General features: G+C 55.4%; 19 protein-coding genes and 1 riboswitch. Of the genes, 9 read left to right on the top strand and 10 right to left on the bottom strand.

Features of this window, described 5'->3' with window-relative positions; genetic code table 11:
- Positions 1-17: 17 nt before the first annotated feature.
- Complete coding sequence (locus ACFO9Q_RS19265) at positions 18-479, top strand: GNAT family N-acetyltransferase (protein ID WP_379185137.1); 462 nt, start codon at positions 18-20, stop codon at positions 477-479.
- A 136-nt stretch (positions 480-615) separates the two neighbouring features.
- On the opposite strand, the gene ACFO9Q_RS19260 is transcribed toward ACFO9Q_RS19265, so the two are convergent.
- From ACFO9Q_RS19260 to ACFO9Q_RS19240, 5 genes are all read right to left on the bottom strand, one after another.
- The gene (locus ACFO9Q_RS19260; protein WP_379185135.1) at positions 616-999 is read right to left on the bottom strand and encodes a DoxX family protein; all 384 of its coding nucleotides are present in this window, start codon (positions 997-999) and stop codon (positions 616-618) included.
- A gap of 54 nt (positions 1,000-1,053) precedes the next feature.
- On the bottom strand, positions 1,054-1,395 hold the full coding sequence (locus tag ACFO9Q_RS19255) for a DUF1801 domain-containing protein (RefSeq protein ID WP_379185133.1): 342 nt from the start codon (positions 1,393-1,395) through the stop codon (positions 1,054-1,056).
- A 106-nt stretch (positions 1,396-1,501) separates the two neighbouring features.
- The gene (locus tag ACFO9Q_RS19250; protein ID WP_379185131.1) at positions 1,502-1,948 is read right to left on the bottom strand and encodes a YciI family protein; all 447 of its coding nucleotides are present in this window, start codon (positions 1,946-1,948) and stop codon (positions 1,502-1,504) included.
- Positions 1,949-2,169: 221 nt separating this feature from the next.
- Entirely contained in the window at positions 2,170-3,426 is a 1,257-nt protein-coding gene (locus tag ACFO9Q_RS19245) for an RNA polymerase sigma factor (RefSeq protein WP_379185129.1), read from the bottom strand.
- The gene (locus ACFO9Q_RS19240; RefSeq protein WP_379185127.1) at positions 3,423-3,857 is read right to left on the bottom strand and encodes a YciI family protein; all 435 of its coding nucleotides are present in this window, start codon (positions 3,855-3,857) and stop codon (positions 3,423-3,425) included. Before ACFO9Q_RS19240 ends, ACFO9Q_RS19245 begins: the two co-directional genes overlap by 4 nt.
- A 237-nt stretch (positions 3,858-4,094) precedes the next feature.
- Between ACFO9Q_RS19240 and ACFO9Q_RS19235 the strand changes: the two genes are divergently transcribed.
- Complete coding sequence (locus ACFO9Q_RS19235; protein ID WP_379185125.1) at positions 4,095-4,895, top strand: alpha/beta fold hydrolase; 801 nt, start codon at positions 4,095-4,097, stop codon at positions 4,893-4,895.
- Between the two features lie 156 nt (positions 4,896-5,051).
- On the opposite strand, the gene ACFO9Q_RS19230 is transcribed toward ACFO9Q_RS19235, so the two are convergent.
- On the bottom strand, positions 5,052-5,891 hold the full coding sequence (locus ACFO9Q_RS19230) for a sugar phosphate isomerase/epimerase family protein (RefSeq protein WP_379185123.1): 840 nt from the start codon (positions 5,889-5,891) through the stop codon (positions 5,052-5,054).
- 13 nt (positions 5,892-5,904) lie between these two features.
- Positions 5,905-6,957 (bottom strand): oxidoreductase, encoded by a 1,053-nt coding sequence (locus ACFO9Q_RS19225; protein WP_379185121.1) that lies wholly within the window; start codon positions 6,955-6,957, stop codon positions 5,905-5,907.
- Positions 6,958-7,305: 348 nt separating this feature from the next.
- On the opposite strand from ACFO9Q_RS19225, the gene ACFO9Q_RS19220 reads away from it, so the two are divergent.
- From ACFO9Q_RS19220 to ACFO9Q_RS19210, 3 genes are all read left to right on the top strand, one after another.
- Complete coding sequence (locus tag ACFO9Q_RS19220) at positions 7,306-8,352, top strand: Gfo/Idh/MocA family protein (RefSeq protein ID WP_379185119.1); 1,047 nt, start codon at positions 7,306-7,308, stop codon at positions 8,350-8,352.
- A complete protein-coding gene (locus ACFO9Q_RS19215) occupies positions 8,349-9,110 on the top strand; it encodes a sugar phosphate isomerase/epimerase family protein (RefSeq protein WP_379185117.1) in 762 nt (253 codons plus the stop codon). The genes ACFO9Q_RS19220 and ACFO9Q_RS19215 overlap by 4 nt, the downstream gene beginning before the upstream one ends.
- Positions 9,111-9,234: 124 nt before the next feature.
- Complete coding sequence (locus ACFO9Q_RS19210; RefSeq protein ID WP_379185115.1) at positions 9,235-10,056, top strand: glycoside hydrolase family 16 protein; 822 nt, start codon at positions 9,235-9,237, stop codon at positions 10,054-10,056.
- Between the two features lie 15 nt (positions 10,057-10,071).
- On the opposite strand, the gene ACFO9Q_RS19205 is transcribed toward ACFO9Q_RS19210, so the two are convergent.
- Both ACFO9Q_RS19205 and ACFO9Q_RS19200 read right to left on the bottom strand, forming a co-directional pair.
- A complete protein-coding gene (locus ACFO9Q_RS19205; protein WP_379185113.1) occupies positions 10,072-11,010 on the bottom strand; it encodes a helix-turn-helix domain-containing protein in 939 nt (312 codons plus the stop codon).
- Between the two features lie 247 nt (positions 11,011-11,257).
- Complete coding sequence (locus ACFO9Q_RS19200) at positions 11,258-11,785, bottom strand: YwhD family protein (protein ID WP_379185111.1); 528 nt, start codon at positions 11,783-11,785, stop codon at positions 11,258-11,260.
- Positions 11,786-11,996: 211 nt separating this feature from the next.
- On the opposite strand from ACFO9Q_RS19200, the gene ACFO9Q_RS19195 reads away from it, so the two are divergent.
- The 4 genes from ACFO9Q_RS19195 to ACFO9Q_RS19180 all read left to right on the top strand — a co-directional run bounded on the left by ACFO9Q_RS19195 (position 11,997) and on the right by ACFO9Q_RS19180 (position 17,956).
- The gene (locus tag ACFO9Q_RS19195) at positions 11,997-14,006 is read left to right on the top strand and encodes a M1 family metallopeptidase (protein ID WP_379185109.1); all 2,010 of its coding nucleotides are present in this window, start codon (positions 11,997-11,999) and stop codon (positions 14,004-14,006) included.
- Between the two features lie 34 nt (positions 14,007-14,040).
- The gene (locus ACFO9Q_RS19190; RefSeq protein WP_379185106.1) at positions 14,041-14,862 is read left to right on the top strand and encodes a hypothetical protein; all 822 of its coding nucleotides are present in this window, start codon (positions 14,041-14,043) and stop codon (positions 14,860-14,862) included.
- Between the two features lie 919 nt (positions 14,863-15,781).
- Positions 15,782-15,944: riboswitch (cyclic di-AMP (ydaO/yuaA leader) on the top strand.
- A gap of 3 nt (positions 15,945-15,947) precedes the next feature.
- Positions 15,948-16,412, top strand: coding sequence for a C40 family peptidase (locus ACFO9Q_RS19185; RefSeq protein ID WP_379185104.1), 465 nt, complete (start codon positions 15,948-15,950; stop codon positions 16,410-16,412).
- 182 nt (positions 16,413-16,594) lie between these two features.
- A complete protein-coding gene (locus tag ACFO9Q_RS19180) occupies positions 16,595-17,956 on the top strand; it encodes an FAD-binding domain-containing protein (RefSeq protein WP_379185102.1) in 1,362 nt (453 codons plus the stop codon).
- Positions 17,957-18,082: 126 nt separating this feature from the next.
- Here ACFO9Q_RS19180 and ACFO9Q_RS19175 read toward each other — a convergent pair whose 3' ends face one another.
- On the bottom strand, positions 18,083-18,307 hold the full coding sequence (locus ACFO9Q_RS19175) for a hypothetical protein (RefSeq protein ID WP_379185100.1): 225 nt from the start codon (positions 18,305-18,307) through the stop codon (positions 18,083-18,085).
- Positions 18,308-18,449: the final 142 nt, after the last annotated feature.

The following is an 18,449-nucleotide window of genomic DNA, read 5'->3' as shown; positions in this document are numbered from 1 at the left end:
CGCTTGGAGTGATTGCATTGGAGATAAGACGAGATGATCTAACCGGACCTGAGATTATTGCATTAATTGGGGAGCATCTGCAAGGGATGGCCTCTCTATCCCCGCCCGAGAGTACACATGCACTTAATCTAGATGGGCTCAAAAAGCCGGAAGTATCCTTCTGGAGTGTGTGGGAGCAAGGTGAGCTTCTCGGATGCGGGGCAGTTAAGGAGCTGGACCCTACCCATGCCGAAGTCAAATCTATGCGAACCGCTTCGCAGCATCTTCGAAAAGGGGTCGCAAGGCGAGTGTTGGAGCATATTATCGAAGAAGCTAAGCGGAGGGGTTATAAGCGGTTGAGCTTAGAGACAGGCTCTATGGAGGCTTTTGAACCTGCTCGTAAGCTCTATGAGAGCTATGGCTTCCAGTATGGCGAGCCATTCGCTGATTACATCCTTGATCCCTATAGTGTGTTCATGACGAAGGAGTTGACCGATTAGAGGTCTTTGGGGACCTCTAATTCACTCCGGTCAAGCTACTTTGACTAAATAGAGGTAGTTTTTACCTCTATTTTGCTCCGTAATCTTTACCTCTACTTCGCCCTGCTCCGCTCCACCAGCTAGTCTGCCAGCTAGATTACCCCAGCTGCAACCTCCGGCTAGCTGGGCGCAGCAGATAGGAGGCAATGGTCAGTGCCAGGAACACGAGTGGCTGCGCAATAGCAGTGAAGCCATCGCCGGCAAGTGCATGAGCGGCGGCCGCACCTGACAGGTGGAAGAAGAACCCCGCGTAGGCCCATTCCTTCAGCAGCGGAGTGCGAGGGAGCAGCACGGCGATGGCGCCGAGCAGCTTCCACACCCCTAGAATGTTAAGCAAGTACAGCGGAAGCCCCAGATGCTTCATCTGCTCCACCGGCTGCTCCGCTCCCATGAGGAACAGCGTCCCCCCAATGACGAAGCTGGCTGGCCCCAAGATGGTTGTTACCCAATATGCGATTGTTCTCCAGCGTGATTGATTCATATGCTCAACATCCCTCTCCATCGTTAGTTGTCGCACTTCTTCCGTAACTGGTGGCTACAGCGTCTCCGCCGCTTGCCTAAGCAAGGACGTAAGCAGCTCGGCATCTGCCGCCTGCCCCTTCTTCAGCTTAATTGTCTTCCGCTCCGGCGGACCGTCGAACAGGCCATTCGGCAGCTCCAGCCCGCTCGCGCCGAAGATGGTGAAGCTTACCGCATCCTTCGATGTACTAATAACCGCCGCGTACTTCCCGTTCTTCAGATAATGAGGCTTCTTATATTGCATACGCTCCTGAGCATCTGGAATAGCCGCATACGCAACCTCGCGCAGCTTCACGCATAATTCGGCCTGCCATTGCTGCTGCACCGCAGCTATGAATTCTGTCACTTCTTGGTTCATCTCGTATCTCTCCTCAGCTTCTTATATAGTTGTCATTGCCCGCTCTCTATGAAGACAACGAATGACCATTCCCTTAATCGACAGCCTCGTATATGAAAAAAAATAATTACTCCAGCCTCTGCAGCATCGCCCTCTGCTCAAGCAGATACGTCTCAACCCCATGAATCCTGGGGTCAACATGAGGTTCCTCTTGCTCTTGCTCTTGCTTACGCTCATCCAACCGCCGGAGCTCAACTCCTCCGCCATACGGATCGGGCATCCTAAGCGCCCACTGAATGGCCTCTGCCTCCGAGCTCACTTCAATCAACGTGAATCCGGCAAGGAGTGAGCCGTCACTCTCGAATGGACCAACCTTAACGCACGGCTCGCCTCCCCCACCCGGATAGGAGATGCGAATTCCGCTGGAGCTCGGCAGCAATCTATCTGCAGCAAGCAATACACCTGCCCTCTCTAGCGATGCATGGAACACATTCATTGCCTCACTCACCTCAAGGCTAAGCTTCACTCCTGCTTCGGACTGCTTGCTTCCACTAACCAACAACATATACCTCATCCTCTGTCCCTCCCGCTGTTCGTATCGTAGAACCAGTTAACATGCTCTGCTATCCTGGCCTCTATCTGAACAACGAATGGGGCGGGCCATTATCGACATTCTTGGCTGTATGATCACAAAAAAAACCTTCTCATCCTCGCATACGCTCACTCACAAACAGCTTGCTTGCATTACGCTCACTCGCAATGAGCCCACTCACAATCTGCTTGCTCGCCATATCCTCACTCGCACTCCGCCGCCCGCTTCAGCAGCAGCTCCTGCTCCCGCTCGTTGTGAGTGAGCATTGCCGCTCGCTCGAACTCCTCGCGAGCTTCTCCGAGCCGCCCCAGCTTAACAAGCAGGTCACCGCGCACGCTTGGCAGCAGATGATACTCCTTCAGCGATGGCTCCTTCCTCAGCTCATCTACGAGCTGCAGACCGAATGCTGGACCGAACGCCATGGCTATAGCTACCGCCCGATTCAACTCAACAACCGGGGAAGGCATCACTCTTGATAATGCTTCATAGAGGGCAGCAATGCGTGCCCAATCGGTCTCCTCTGCGCTGCGGGCCTGAGCATGACAAGCAGCAATAGAGGCCTGAAGCGCATAGGGACCGAGTGGTCGGCCGAGCGACCGTGCACGTTCGAGCGCAGTTAGTCCGCGTCGAACGAGCAGCTGGTCCCATAGTGCGCGATTCTGGTCCATGAGCAGGATAGGCTCTCCCCGAGAGCCTATCCTGGATCGGAAGCGCGAGGCTTGAATCTCCATGAGCGCGACGAGGCCATGAACCTCCGGCTCCTCCACTGCCGCCGCAGCAAGTATTCTGCCGATACGCAGAGCCTCCTGGCTGAGCAGCGGACGGATCCAGCTTCCTCCCGACGTAGCCGCATATCCTTCATTGAACATGAGATAGATGACTTCCAGCACAGCGTCCAGACGTTCCCGGAACTCACGGCCAGATGGCGCATCGAACGATTCCCGATTCGCACTCAGCGTCTTCTTCGCCCTCACGATACGCTGTGCAATCGTAGATTCCGCGACTAGGAAGGCACGAGCAATCTCGCCCGTCGTAAGCCCGCCCAGCAATCGGAGTGTCAATGCCACCCGTGCATCTTGGGACAGGCATGGGTGACAGGTCGTGAAGATCAGCCGCAGCAGATCATCCCGTATCTCCCCATCCACCGCCTCTTCTACATCCTGCTCCGTATACAGCATGCTGCTGCGGCCTACCTCGGCATACTTCTCGTCGCGCAGCTTATGTCTGCGAAGATAGTCAATGGCCCGCCTCTTCGCTGTCGTCATGAGCCAGGCGCCAGGGTTGTCCGGAATGCCTGCCGCCGGCCACTTCTCCAGGGCAATGACCAGCGCATCCTGGGCCAAGTCCTCCGCGAGAGCAACATCGCGAACGATTCGCATTAATCCCCCGATGATCTTAGCTGATTCTATCCGCCAGATCGCTTCGATTCGCTGAGCAGCCCCAGCAGCGGCGGTGCTCATGACCCCTTCGCTCTGCCCATCTGCTCGCGCAGCTCTGCTTCCTTGGCCAGCGTCTGCGGATCTTGGCTCAGATCTGTCATATCGATGACCTGCCGCAGCTCAATCTGCCCTTCTCCATAGCCATGCGGGTCCGGCATGCGCAGCGCCCACTCTATCGCCTCTTCCCTGGACTTCACCTCTATGAGCGTATACCCTGCAATAATCTCCTTCGCCTCGCTGAAGGGTCCGTCTGTCACCTTGGCCTTGCCTCCCGGCTCTGGGTAGGAGATACGAATGCCGCCGGAGCTCGCATGCAAGCCGTCTGCTGCCAGCAGTACGCCTGCCCGGACGAGCTCCTCATTGTATCGCTGCATGGCCTCAACCAGCTCTTGGCTTGGCATGACGCCCGCTTCTGAATCCTTGGTCCCCTTCACAATCATCATGAATCTCATTGGTATTCCCTCCTGTGAGTCGTTATAGAGACAGCCTTCATGTCCGCCTCTTATCCTGACAACGAATGTAACCCTTCCCAATCGACATGGTATAAAATATATTAAAAATCGTAACATACAAATTATGCCTAAGGATATCTTGTCTTTGTGCCCAATTATTTTTTATACCGGCCGGTCGATTATGCCCCCTGCCATTCGTCGTACTACTATCCGAATATAAAAGGAGACTAACCAACCATGAACATGGTCCATTCCGCAGACGGCACCAAGATCGCGTATGACAAGGCAGGTCAAGGCCCATCTCTTATCCTCGTAACGGGGGCATTCAGCTACCGGAAGTTCCCGGGGCTAGTGAAGCTGGCGGAGCTATTGTCCGAGCACTTCACCGTCTACAGCTATGATCGCCGCGGACGCGGCGACAGCGGGAATACGCTACCCTATTCCGTAGACAAGGAGATTCAGGATCTTAACGCCCTCATCCAGACAGCCGGCGGCTCCGCCTATGTATGGGGCTTGTCCTCCGGTGCCGTGCTGGCTCTCCAAGCGGCAGTCAGCGGAGCGAACATTACGAAGCTCGCTCTGCATGAGCCTCCATTCGTCGTGGATGCAGGAGATCCGAAGCCGCCTGCAGACTTCCTGCAGCACTTGAACGAGCTCATCCATACGAATCAACGGGCGCAGGCCATTAAGTACTTCATGACGAAGGGAATGGGGGCACCCTCCTTCATCGTCACCCTCATGCGAATCCTGCCAGGGGTATGGTCTAACCTGATGGCAGTGGCCCATACGCTCCCTTACGATGCGGCGCTGCTGGCGGGTTATACGGAAGGCAAGGCGCTGCCTGCCGAGCAATGGACGAGCGTCACCATACCGACGCTGGTGCTCGAGGGAACCGAGAGTCCCGCTTCCCTGCGGCATGCATCGCAGGCGCTGGCCCAGGCACTTCCGAGCGCTAGGCTGGTCAGCCGCAAGGGTCTCGGCCATACGAAGAAGCTGCCGGCGGCACAGACTGCTGAGGAGCTTGCCGCTTTTTTCTGACAACAAGCAATCGGCTTGGCGGAACAGCTTGGTCATACAGAGACATACTGCAGGTTGTCTATCGCTCGTGAGTTATAGCAAGGCAAAAAAAGGAACGAACTTCTTCGTCATCCAAGATGACTATGAAGTCGTTCCTTCGCTATTACCCACTCCACACTATGTGCTTAAGGAAGAGATGCTGTAGGTCGTATGCAAGGAGGCCAGTCCTCTCTTCGCCACATCCAAGGCGGTTAGCGGGCCGTAGTTCGGAATGAACAGCTCCAGGGAGAGGTACCCTCTGTAACCGATGGCATACAGTGTCTGTGCCAGGAGCTGACTACGCGCGATTCCTTCGCCGGGGAAGACTCGGTCGCTGTCCTGTATAGCTTCGCGGGCAGGTGAAGTGGGATAATCATTCGCATGGACGATTCCGATGGCGGTCCCGCTCAGCATCCCCAGCCCTTCCAGCGTGCTGCCGCCCGTGTACATATGGTACGGATCAACCAGCAGCTTCGCTCCCTCCATCCTGCTCTCTTGCGCTACATACACCGCCTCGCTCAGCCGTGACAGACGCTTAGACCTGCCCCAGAATTCCAAGTACGGCTCCACGCCTAGCTTGCGGCCTTCCTGAATCAGCCGGGCATATTCGCCAGCCATGTCGTCCAGCGATACAGCCTCCACCTGTCCGTAAGGGGGCGCGGCGGCCGCGAGGCAGTCGATCTCGGCCAGCATGGCCATCTCCCGCTTCGCCTGCTCCAGCCCCTCCGCCCGTCTGCCCGCATCCTCATCTGCCCATGTCCAGAATGCGATTGCATTCGCAACGGTAATGCCTGTATCCCGAACGAAAGCTCGAAGCTCGCTCAGCGTCCCTCCGCTCTCTAGGTATGCGTCAATATCCTTAACCCACAGCTCTATTCCTTCATAGCCTGCTGCCGCGGCAACCTCAATCTGCTCCTTCACCCCAAGCTGGAATGGAGCCAGCGTGGAAGCGTTAAGCGCTGTCTGGAATGGGAACATGTTGTCTTCCTCCTTAGTAATCAATCTCAATCATACGGCGTTCAGCTGCACTCTGAAGCGCCAGCTCGACGAGCCGGATCGTCATCCTCGCTTGCTGGGGCTTAACCGCCAGCTCCGCACCATTCCTAATATGCTCGTAGATATTCTGATAATAAGCAGCATAAGAGCCTGGCAGAGTCGCGACACGTCCTTCTACTCGCAGCTCCCCGATGTGAGTATGCAGCTTGCCCCATGCCTCTTCCCGTTCGATGCCATAGCCCGGCGTACTCGGAGTGTGCCCGCTCTTCAGCGCGTCCTCCTGAGGGTCCAGGCCGTACTTAACGAATGAGCCTCTCGTTCCGTGGAGGACGTATCTCGGATACGGCTCTCGCACTTGCTTGGAAGACTTCATCACTACCTTAAGCTGTCCCTTGTAGCGAAGGGTCAGATCGAAGTAATCATGAGCCTGTCCGCCCTCTCGCTGTATACGCACATCCGCTTCAATAGCCTCCGGCTTCCCGAACAGCCCCATAGCCTGGTCAAGGAAGTGTACCCCTAGGTCATAGAGAATACCGGCTCCGGGAAGCGCCTGCTCCCGCCAATTGCCCTGCCGAGCGTGCGGGCTGAAGTAGTCCCAGTGGAATTCGGCCTCCACCACCTCGCCAAGCAGTCCTTCCTTCAGCAGCTCCTGAATCGTCAGATAATCGCCATCCCACCGCCGGTTATGATAGACACTAAGCATCAGTCCCAGGCTGGAAGCCAGCTCAATTAATTCATCCGCTTCCGCAGACGTGACGGTGAACGGCTTCTCCACGACGACATGCTTGCCAGAGAGCAGCGCATCCCGTATGAAGGTGTAGTGGTCGGTGCTTGGTGTTGTTACGATAATGAGGCCAAGCGAATCGTCCCGATACAGGCTCTGAACATCACTCACTACTTCAATATGGGGATACCTCTCCTTAGAGCGAGACGTGCTGCGCTCCACTACCTTCACCAGCTCAATACCGGGTACCGCAGTCAGGACTGGTGCATGGAAGGTACTGCCTGCAAATCCATATCCAATCATTCCAGCACGAAGGTTGTCCATCCTTCTCATCCTCCTCTACTAGCTGTTAATTTTCAGCAAAATATTACTCAACTCACTGCCTCTGCAGATTCTCCTCCTTATTATTCGGGATATCCACTCCTGCCACAATGGAGGGCAGAGCATGAGAACTGGACAGACTTGATCAATTGTACAGCTAGGCTAATTAATCAGGCTTCCCTCTTCCGGAACACGGTGATCAAGTTCCTCCAGTAAATATACCCTCCCCTCTATTGGCGAGAGGGAAGCGAGCCGCGATAATAGGTACTAGTTCCACCTATTCATCTATTCATCTATTCATCTATTCAACTAACCGCCTTCCCACATCCCGTACTCAAGGAGTGTTGTACAATGAGCAACCGTTACCGAGTAGCCTTCATAGGCTGCGGCCAACGAGCGCATGAGCATGCTATCGGCATTCAGGCAGACCCGCGCTGCCAAGTTGTAGCCCTATCTGATATTCAAGCCGCATCAGCCGTCCGTCTGGCAGACACCTTCGGATTCAGCGATGCGGCCGTCTATACGGATCACAAGGAGATGCTGGCACAGGAGAAGCCGGATGTTGTGGTCACCTGTCTGTGGACCCACCTCCACCTGCCGGTATTCCGGGATTGTGCGCTGGCCGGCGTGAAGGCTGTCTTATGCGAGAAGCCTATGGCTCCGACCTGGGGAGACTGCCTGGAGATGGGCCGCCTGGCAGAGGAGACGGGCTGTCAGCTGACCTTCTCCCATCAACGGCGTATGGCTGCAGGCAACAAGCAGGTTCGGAAGTGGCTGGATGCCGGAGTATTCGGCGAGCTGCAGCGGCTGGAACTGTACGCTCCTCCCAATCTGCTGGACTGCGGAACGCATACGTTCGATCAAGCACTAAGCTATATGCAGGAATGCTCACCGAAGTGGGTGCTGGGAGCTGTAGATACGAGTGAGACTCTCGCTTGGTTCGGTCTTCCTTCGGAATCTGTCGTTACCGGACATGTCGTCTTCGACAATGGTGTTCGAGCTACCCTCCAGTTCGGCGGACCGGATATGGATATGTGGGGAGGCGTTCGTGTGACAGGCAGCAAGGGGTTCATCGAGGTGTTCTGGGACGGGGATATTCGCGAGACGGTCCTGTATGCCGATCCTGCCTGGACCGCTCCTTCCTTACCGACTTCATCCGCCGAGCAGATGACGAGCATGGTTCGGCACGTACTAGATTGTCTAGAGTCTGGGGATGAGCCGGAAGTATCGGTGCACAAGGCGCTTCGAGCATCTGAGATCATATTCGCTCTATATGAATCGGTTCGCCGCCATGCCCGTGTAGAGTTCCCGCTTCAGGGGGTTGAGGATAACCCATTCGTGACGATGTTAGCGAGTGGAGACTTCCCGCTTCAGCCTGCAGGAGGTGGACAGGGATGAACAGACCTCAGCTTGCCCTGATCGGCATTGTGAATGAAGAAGCGAAGGCGGATTATTGGGGGACGATGAAGCAAGTCGCCGAGATTGGATACAAGGGGATTGAGGGAGCGGGACAGCTGCTCGAGGGAGATGTAGCGGCTAATGTCCGCCGCTTCCACGAGCTGGGACTTCGCGTAGCGACACACAGCGCAAGCATTCAGGATCTGCGGGAGGAGCTGGACCGGATCATCTCCGAGGCTCATCTCCTCCAGACGAATCATGTGACCGTCTGGTGGTCCGCCTGCGACTCCCGCGAAGCGATACTTCGCGATGCGGAGCTCTATAATGCGGCTGGCCGCAGACTTGCCCAGGAAGGGCTGAAGCTCTGCTACCACAATCATGACCATGAGTTCAAGCTGACCTATAACGGGCTGCATGCCATAGATCTGCTTGCTGAATATACCGATCCGGTTGCCTTGTACTTCCGCTTGGATGCAGCCTGGATCGCTCTCGGCGGCGCGGACCCCGCTCACGTCATTTGCAAGATGGCAGGGCGCGTCCCCGCCATCCATCTCAAGGACGTCTATACGCTGGAGGAGCCGCGCCGATGGACAGCACTAGGCACAGGCGTCGTTCCCATAGCCGCGGCGATTGAGGCCGCTTGCGAGATAGGCGGGGTAGAGTGGATGACCGTGGAGCAGGATGAGCTGCGCCGCTTAACTCCTTATGAGACCGCTCTGGTCAGCTATCTCAACTTGAAGGAAGCCGGCCTTCTGTAGCACCTATATGTATACAAGCTCCGAGAACCCCAGGTTTTCGGAGCTTTTTTTGTCTGTTCGCTTGTTCCCTACAGCCATGATGAGGGACAATGGACAAGAATCGAATGAGGGAGTGAGCACTACGATGAGCATGAGCATGCTAGATTATCCAAGGAACCCGTTAGTCAAGCCTGGCTACACCCTTGTCTTCCAGGATGACTTCGAGACAAGCGAGCTGGATCGCACGAAGTGGCTGCCTTATTACCTGCCACAATGGAGCTCCAGGCGGAATGGGGCTGCTAATTATCAATTCGACGATAGTCAGCTCCTCTTGCGCATTACCGAGGACCAACAGCCGTGGAGTCCGGAATTCAATGGCAGTGTGAAGGTAAGCAACCTGCAGACGGGAGTGTTCTCAGGGCCGCTCTCCAGTCCGCTTGGGCAGCACCGGTTCTCTCCCCAGTGTCTCGTTCGCGAGGAACAAGCTGAGGAGCGATTATTTGTCCCGCAGTACGGCTTCTTCGAGATACGGGCTAGAGGTCTAGGCACGCCGAGGAATGTGTGCGGGTTCTGGATGATTGGCTTCGAGGATTCACCTGAGCGTTCAGCGGAGATCTGCCCGTTCGAGCTGAAGGGATGGAACGTGAGGGATGGATCGTGCACACTTGGATTCGGCATCCATGCCTTCGGTGACCCAACGATTGATGAGGAATTCATCGAACGTGAATTTGCTATGGATCCGACGAGATACCATATCTACGCGGTAGATTGGACTCCTGAAGGCGTTAGCTTCTATGTGGACAACGAGCTGATCCATCACTCTCAGCAATCACCTAGCTATCCCATGCAGCTGATGCTGAACATCTATGAAGTGCCATCGCATGAGAGCGGGAATACGGAACAGCCGGTGTATCCAAGTGATTTTGCCATTGATTACGTGCGGTGCTTCCAACGAACAGGGCTCTGATACACCCTAGACCGCTTATTCCTCGTAACATTCCCAGATGTTGTACAAGATGCGATTAGGGGGATAGAGGGTATCCTCCCCACTGTCCGGGAACACCTCTCGATAGCTGGGATGATAGTACTTGTGCCTGTACTGGGTCGGTGTCATCCCCTTCAACGTGCGGAACATACGGTAGAAGTAATTCTCGTCGGCAAAACCTACTTCACTCGCAATCCGCTTCACATTCCAATCCTCGTACAGCAGCAGCTGACACGCCCGCTCGATCCGCCGATGAATAATCATATCTCTAGGACCGCGTCCCATCTGCCTGGCGAACGAGCGGGTGAAGTGCTCATGGGTCCAACCGGCTACTTGGGCCAGCTGTCCTGCTGTCAGCGGATCGGCCAAGTGCTTCTCCATGTAATCCAGAGCCTTCGCAATAGGAGGAGACGGCGCTCTGACAGGCTCAGACTCCGAGTGGCCCGCTGCCTCTGCATTAATCTCCTCCAGCAGGGCGAGCAGCAGCGGTCCGCCTCGTTGTTGGAGCTGGCTTGGAGAGGTGTATGCAATCCGCATGATCTGCTTCAGCATGCCGACAAGCAGCTCTTGATCAAGCGGGATGTAGGCCGGACCGCCGACCTTAAGGATGGGCAGCTTCAGCTCCTCGGACGGCTCCTCATCCAAGCGGAAGTGGACGAATAGATGGCGGGACGGGAGCTCCGGGTTATAGCGATAGCTGTGCAGCTCCTGGGGCCTCGTAATAATGAAGCCCGGCTTATCGAGGCAATACTCCTCTCCCTCTACCTCATAGAGGGTCCCGGTTCCGTTCGGGAAGTACAGGAGCTCATAGTCAATCAACCGGCGCGGCCCGAGCGCCCCCGCTCGCTTCACCAAATCCCCGAGCGTATGAATGATGGGTACGGGCGTGCTCCTTGATAGCGCTTGCTTCGAATCATTATATAAGGTAGTCGACATGTGTCTGCCTCCCCTCTTCGCTGAATTCGGCCTTCCCCTCCATTATAGTAGCGCTTCTGTAATTCTCAATACTTAATTGCCGGACCAGCTGAATCTCTATCGTTGTATGACATATAAAAAAAAGCAGCCTCCTTCATCCTAAGATGAGTGAGACCGCCCCTTCGCCTTGCCTCTATCCTAACCCTGCTGCTATGAGCCCTCTTACGCCCTGCAAGCTTGCAGTTCTTCGCGCTTACGCCAGCGTAACTTACACCAGCGCCTGCTTCAGCTCATCCGGCGAATTCGCCCACCATTCCGCATTGTGGCCAATGAGGAACTCGCGCAGCCCCGCCTTGTCTTCCGGTCCCAGCTCCTCGAGCTTGTAACGGCGCTTGATCGCCGCATCGAGCTTGTTCACGTGATCCGCTAGTATCTTCCAGCCGCGGCGCGCCTCTGTGTCAATTAGCATCTCGCAAGCGGTCGCTCCGGCATAGTAGGAGCCTTCTTCCTTGCGGTCCACCGCGACCCATACAATCCAGCACTGGCGTCCATTCGGCGTATCTTCCTTGTTCGGGGTGAACTTGATCCCCTTCTCAATCTTGCTCTTCGCATGCATCGCGCCGACGTCGATATACACCTCGCCCTTGTCAATCATGACGCAGGCTACCTGGCTAAGATCTACCGTCCCCGCTCCGAATCCGCGATGCTCCTTGCCGCTCACTACGTTCAGAGACAGCGTTCGCTTCTCCTTCTTCTCCGGCCCTCCGGCCTGCCCTTGCCCCTGCTGTTCACTCATCTATATCACGCCTTCCCCATCATTCTCACGCTGAAGCTTTCGCACCCCAAGGCTTCTCAGCTGTCGCCTTCCTCCCAGCAATGGCGCGCACTTTCCTCTATTTCAAGCGGGCATTCGCCCCGTGCACAACTTAATTCCATTTTAGCTAATATTCTGTGAAAAGCAAACATATACATCCACTAGATGCTTGTCAACGGGAGGGAAAAGTTGAATGACTCCACGCCATGTCACACGATTAGCGCTCTTCTTGCTTACTGCGATCCTGCTCGTATTCTCCCTGCAGGGCTTCGGGGATGCTTGGCTGTCCCAATATACGTATGCCTACGCGCCAGCCACGAAGGCCAAGCCCTCTCCTCCTTCCAATACGGCCAAGCCTCCAGCCGCGGCGCAGGAGCCGGACTCCGTCATGCAGCCGAAGCCGGTCGCGCTGAGCAAGCGCGTGACGGAGTATCACATTCAGGCTAGCCTGAACGAAGAGGCGAAGACGATTACCGCCGAGCAGTCCGTGACGTGGACGAACCCTGGGCGCAAGACGGTCTCTGAGCTATATTTCCACCTATATCCCAACGCCTTCCTCTCTGACAAGTCGACGTTCATGCGCGAATCCGGCGGGCAATTGCGGCAGGACAAGGCCACCTCGGATTCACTGGGCTATATGAAGCTGCTGACGCTGAAGACGACGGAGGGCGAGACACTGCTCCCGCGGCTTCATTACGAGCAGCCCGATGACGGCAATCACGACGATTATACGCTGGCCAAGCTCCACCTGCCCGTCCCGGTTGAACCGAACAAGTCGGTCACGCTGCGGATGTCCTACGAGGTGAAGCTGCCGGAGGTGTTCGCTCGCATGGGCTATTCAGGGGACTTCATCATGGCGGGGCAATGGTTCCCGAAGCTGGCGGTCTATGAGACCGCAGGGACGCGCGGGCGCAGCTCGGAGGGCTGGAATGCGCATCAATATCACGGCAACTCGGAATTCTACAGCGACTTCGGCATCTACAGCGTGCGCATCAAGGTGCCGGCGAAGTATAAGGTCGCAGCGACCGGCTTCCAGACGAAGCCGATCGAGACGAAGGACGGGCTGAAGATCTACCAGTTCTACGCTGACGATGTGCATGACTTCGCTTGGGCAGCATCTCCTGACTTCGTCTATGACGAAGCGGCTTATTCGACGAAGGGTGTGCCGGGCGTCCGCATTAAGCTCTATCTCGACCCTGCCCATGCTCATCTGAAGGACCGGTATATGCATGCTGCCAAGACCTCCTTAGCCAAGTATGCGCAGTGGTATGGCGAGTACCCCTACTCGACTCTCTCCGTCGTCGTTCCTCCGAAGGGCGGGAACGGAGCGGGCGGCATGGAGTATCCGACGCTCGTCACCGCCTTCGCTGCGGAGCATGATAATCCGGGCTATGACCTCGAGCGGACGGTCGTCCATGAGATTGGCCATCAGTATTGGTACGGCATGGTCGCATCGAATGAGTTCGAGGAAGCTTGGCTGGACGAGGGCTTCACCTCCTATGCCGAGGACAAGGTGATGGAGAGCGAGTACGGGGTGGAACCGAATCTGCGGGTGGAGTCCAGCTACATGACCGATCCTGCCCCGCTTAAGCAGTTGTCCTGGTCATATGACGACAACAATCACTATGCCGAGAATGTGTATATTCGGGCGAAGCTGGTGCTGGTCGGCATGGAGAAGCAAGTCGGCACGAAGACGATGCAGAAGATTATGCGAACCTACTTCAGCAAGTACAAGTTCCGGCATCCTTCGACCTCGGATTTTCAGAAGGTGGTGGAGGGTGTGACGAAGACGAAGTGGACGAATTACTTCAACCAGTATGTGTATGGGAATGAGATGGCGGACTTCGCAGTGGACACGATTCAGGTGAAGCCTGCAGAGAAGGACGGCAAGCGAGTGTATGAGTCAACGGTCGTGGTGTCGAAGCGCGGCGGCTCATATGGTCCGATTCCAATCGAGTTCCGCTTCGCGGACGGTAATGCGTTAACACAGCAGTGGGATGGCTCCCAGGCCCATATGCAGTTCAAGCTTATTCAGAACACCCCGCTCCTGTGGGCGGCGCTCGATCCTCAGCATACGAATGTGCTGGACAACAAGCAGATCAACAACTTCATGAAGGCCGAGATTGAGGGCAAGCAGCGGACGAGATGGAGTGTTGGCGCGGCCAAAATGCTCGAGATCATCGTAGGCGCAATTGGGTGGTAAGTATAGCGCAGGTTAGTGGAAGGAGGACGTAATAATGCTGATGACTCATATGCGCAGAGGGTGGCAGCTGGCTGTACGGCACTTTGCCATTATTATCTTCTTATTCTTGTACCAATTAATGTGGGGATTCTTCCTCTACCGCTTCGTGGATGATGTCGTAGCACCGCTGCTCAGGCGATTCCCCGACAGCTACCCTTCGAATACGGCGGTCTCTCAGTTCTTAATGGAATCGCAGTTCCAGCTCATGCGAACCGAGCTGCTGCAGCCATACGCTTGGACTCTCGGCTGCATTCTACTCGCCCGTATGCTGCTCACTCCAATCTTCAACGCAGGACTGTTCTATTCGCTGCACCATGCCGAGGAGGGCAAGGGCACGCAGTTCATGCTCGGCATTCGGCGCTGCTGGAAGCCGGTAGGCCTGCTGTATTGGACAGGAGCGCTGCTGACGCTCGCCCCTGCTTGGTGGCTGCTGCCCGCTGCACTGCGGGCGCTGCTTCAGAGCGGCTCGTCTGCGGAGCTGCTGCAGACGACGCTTCCCTACGCAGCCGGCTGGCTGGCATGGGCCGTGCTCATACACATGCTCTTCCTCGCCATGCAGCTGGGCGCAGCGTCCGGCGAGGGAGGCATACTCGGCTCGCTGTGGACCGCGCTTCGCCACTTCCTGCCCTATGCGGGCATCTCACTGCTCATGTGGGCAATCGGCGCCGGCCTCTCCGCCTTCGTCACCAGCTTATCGCTAGTGTGGGCGGGCTTGCTCGCGCTGGTGCTGCACCAGGGATTCCACCTGGTGCGCACGCTCGTCAAGGTGTGGACGGTCGCCGCGCAGCTCGACTGCTTGCAGTCCCGACGGGGGTAGCAGCGAAGTGTTACGGTGCTGCGTCTGAGATACAGTTCTACGACAATACAGAATGTGAAGGAATCGGTTACTACCTAGGTCTCTCCTTATTGGAGAGATCTTTTTTTCTATAGATTAAGATTGTGCTGCATTATCGAATAAGGGTAGGTGTATCAGAATGGGGCAAATTCACTCCTATCCGCTAACCAGCATGGGCAGAGGCACAAAAATGGGAGCAATTACATCCCTATCAGCTAACCAGCAAGGGAAGCCACATAAGATTAGGAGAACATCCCCTGGTACATCGATGCAATAGATGGCATTGGCTAATTTTCACATGATCAAGGCAAGGTTATTACACGCTTATGTTTCTTTTGCTCCTTTTCTACACTATCCCCTTCGTTCAGGGTTCGTTCTCTCTCCTTTTCTACACTATCCCCTTCGTTCAGGAATAACTAATTGCACATATTTTTGGATTTCAAGACACTCAGAATCTATGCAAACCTTAAAAAACAGCCTTCACTGCACCGATTTACCACTCTCCTGACGGAAGGGGATAGTGTAGCAAAGAACGCAGAACTTACCCCTCTCCTGACGGAAGGGGATAGTGCAGCAAAGGACGCGGAACCCATCTCTTCAATGGCTTCCTTTCATCTGGCCCCATCTAAATATCAATAAAAAGACCCAGAAGCCCACCGGCCTCTAGGTCTTTTCTCTCTTTCATTTCTCTCATTTTTCTCCCGATTGTCGAATCTTGGAATGATAGATTAACTCCCATACGATTCCCCAACATGCCTTATCCAGCCTGCCTTCTCAGCGTTTTCCCCTACATATTAACAATGCAAGCGCTTCCTACACCCCTCATTCCTAACATGAGAATTATTAGAATTTCCCAACATTTGCAGGAGAACTGTGAAAAAGATCGAATATTTAGCCCAGCAAAAAAATACTGCCGAATTCCGATTGATGGAAACGGGGGAACCACACTGGGTGAATTGATTTTGGGCAGCACCATCCTCCTTAGGGACTAGATGCCGGATAAATCATAGGGATCCTTCAACCGAACCCCACAGCTAACCTCGTAGGCATTGGAAGGAGCTTCACCATTGAAGAAAGTTACAGCACTGCTTATCGGACTCGCGATGCTGCTCGCCTTCCAAGCTGGGAGCGCATTTGCAGATTCCAAGATGGACGGCATTATCAAGGATGTTCTTGGTACGCCGTACAAGTACGGAGGCACGACCACGAAGGGCTTTGATTGCTCGGGCTTCACTTCTTATGTTTTCGACAAGATGGGAATTGACCTTCCTCGCTCGTCGAAGTCACAAGCTGGAGTTGGCAAGAAAATCGCTAAGAGCGATCTGATTGCAGGCGACCTCGTATTCTTCGAAACAGGCGGCAACGGAATCTCACATGTAGGCATTTATGTTGGGGACGGAAAATTTGCACATTCATCATCCAGCAAGGGTGTGACGATCAGCAAATTAAGCGAATCCTACTACACAAATAACTATGTTACTGCTCGCCGAGTCATGAATACCGCTACATTCGAGAAGTACGCTGACGAGTAGGCCATCTAACGAAGTAATGGTAGTCCTCATATTTTTTACAATAAAGCCGCTGCGGTTTGTCTGCCAGGACAAGCTGTATGCGGCTTTGTTGCGCTTGGATACGTTATGGTAGAGTATACGAGAGAGTAGTAGAGTTGTTTCAACAATGTTGCTAGCAAAAAAATAGAGGGGTGTCGAGGTGTATGTACTTATTTACCCACCGCAAGGATCTGCGAATCACAGATCTTAGAGCGTTCGACTATATTATTCGCAACCATAAGGACCCTGGCCTACATCTGCTTATCCTCGATCCGGCACTTACTACTAAGGAACGGCTCACCGCTCACAGCGGCCGATCCTTCCTAACCCATGCAGCTCAGCTCATCGCCCAGTATGCCGATGCCGGCCAGACGCTTCATCTCTTATATGGGCAACCTGCCGACATTACAGCAGCACTCCTTGGTGCATATCCAGCCATCGACGAGGTAATCGTCCATGCAGACTACACGCCATACGCCAGACAGCGCGATGAGCAGCTCCAGCAAGCCACCCGCCACGCCGGGCGCAAGTGGCTGCCCCTCGCCGATGCTCCGCTGGCGGATCTCGAAGAGTTCCACACCTTCGCTCGGCGCTCCGAGCCTTACAAGGTGTTCACGCCCTTCCACCGCATGTGGAGCACCTACATGCAGCAGCACTACGCGCCAGCGGGCCGCACCACGGTCCGAGACCTGCACACGGTCGGCAGCCTCGACAGCGGCGTAGCCGCGCGCTTCGCGCTGCCGCCGGCCATTGCGGCAGCGCTCGCCGAAGGCGCCGAGCGCGCGGCAGCGGGCGCGGCGCCCGAGGCGCAGGGCGAGCTCAGCCGCTTCGTGCGCGAGCGGCTGTCCGCCTATGGGGAGCGGCGGGATGATTACGCCGCCGCAGGCACGAGCGGGCTCGCCCGCTTCTTGAACGCCGGCGCGATCTCCGCTCGCGAGGCGTATGAGTCCGCGCAGGGAAGCTATGGCGCGGACACCTGGATCCGCCAGCTCGCATGGCGGGACTTCTATCTGTACCAGGCGATGTTCCACGAGAACTTCTTCCGGTACGAGCATCTTGTCGACCAGTCTCCGCTGTCGGATCGGCACTTCGAAGCGTGGGCGACCGCCCAGACCGGCGTTCCTATCATTGATGCCGCTATGACCCAGCTGCTGCAGACGGGCGAGCTGCCCAATCGGCTGCGCATGGTGACCGCCATGTTCCTGACGAAGAATCTGCTCTGTCCCTTCACGCTAGGCGAGCAGCACTTCCGCCTTCACTTAAGCGACTACGACAACACGCTCAATCGCGGAGGCTGGCTGTGGAGCTCGTCCCTAGGCTACGACGCTGCGCCTTACTTCCGTATTATGAATCCAGTGACGCAGTCGCAGACGCATAACCCGAGCGGGGACTATATCAGACGTTGGCTGCCGGAGCTCGCCCATCAGTCTGACCGGGATATTCATCTGCCAGAGCCCCATGCCATAGTCGATGTGAAGGCATCGCGGGCAAGGGCCATCGAAGTGTACAAGACTATACTTGCCTAGACACTGTCATGCCCGGCCTCCTGGCCTTCTGGGCTCCTGAGCTCCTGGGTTGCTGGGCTGCTGCTGCGTCTTCCGTATCTTTTTTTTGAACCAAGGGTGCCTATCACCTTCGCCTCCCGAATCTGCTTACTTCAGTATCATCTTATACGGCACGAAGGCTAGCACCAGCGCCACGACTGCGAACGCGAGCATCTGCTCCCAGGATAGAACTGCCAGATACGTATTATAGCCCGTATGTTGCACGGAATAGACCGACCACCACTCCTCTCCGGTGGAGTAGAATAACGAAGAGCAGAACCATAGCAGGAACAAGAGCAAGGCTGATGATAGGTAGATCGATTTATTACGCATAACTGGCAAGCCTCCCATACGTGAATGACGTTGTCATGATCTGTTGTCTTCATCTACACTATAAGACGGCTCATCCGCTGTGAAAGTTACTGCCAATATAAGGATGTTGCACCCACTAATACTTGCATCATTTTAAAAAAAA

Origin of the sequence: Paenibacillus sp. GCM10023252 (genome assembly GCF_042653305.1) — a bacterium.
Taxonomy (GTDB): Bacteria; Bacillota; Bacilli; order Paenibacillales; family Paenibacillaceae; genus Pristimantibacillus.
This window is presented reverse-complemented; position numbering and strand designations above follow the sequence as displayed.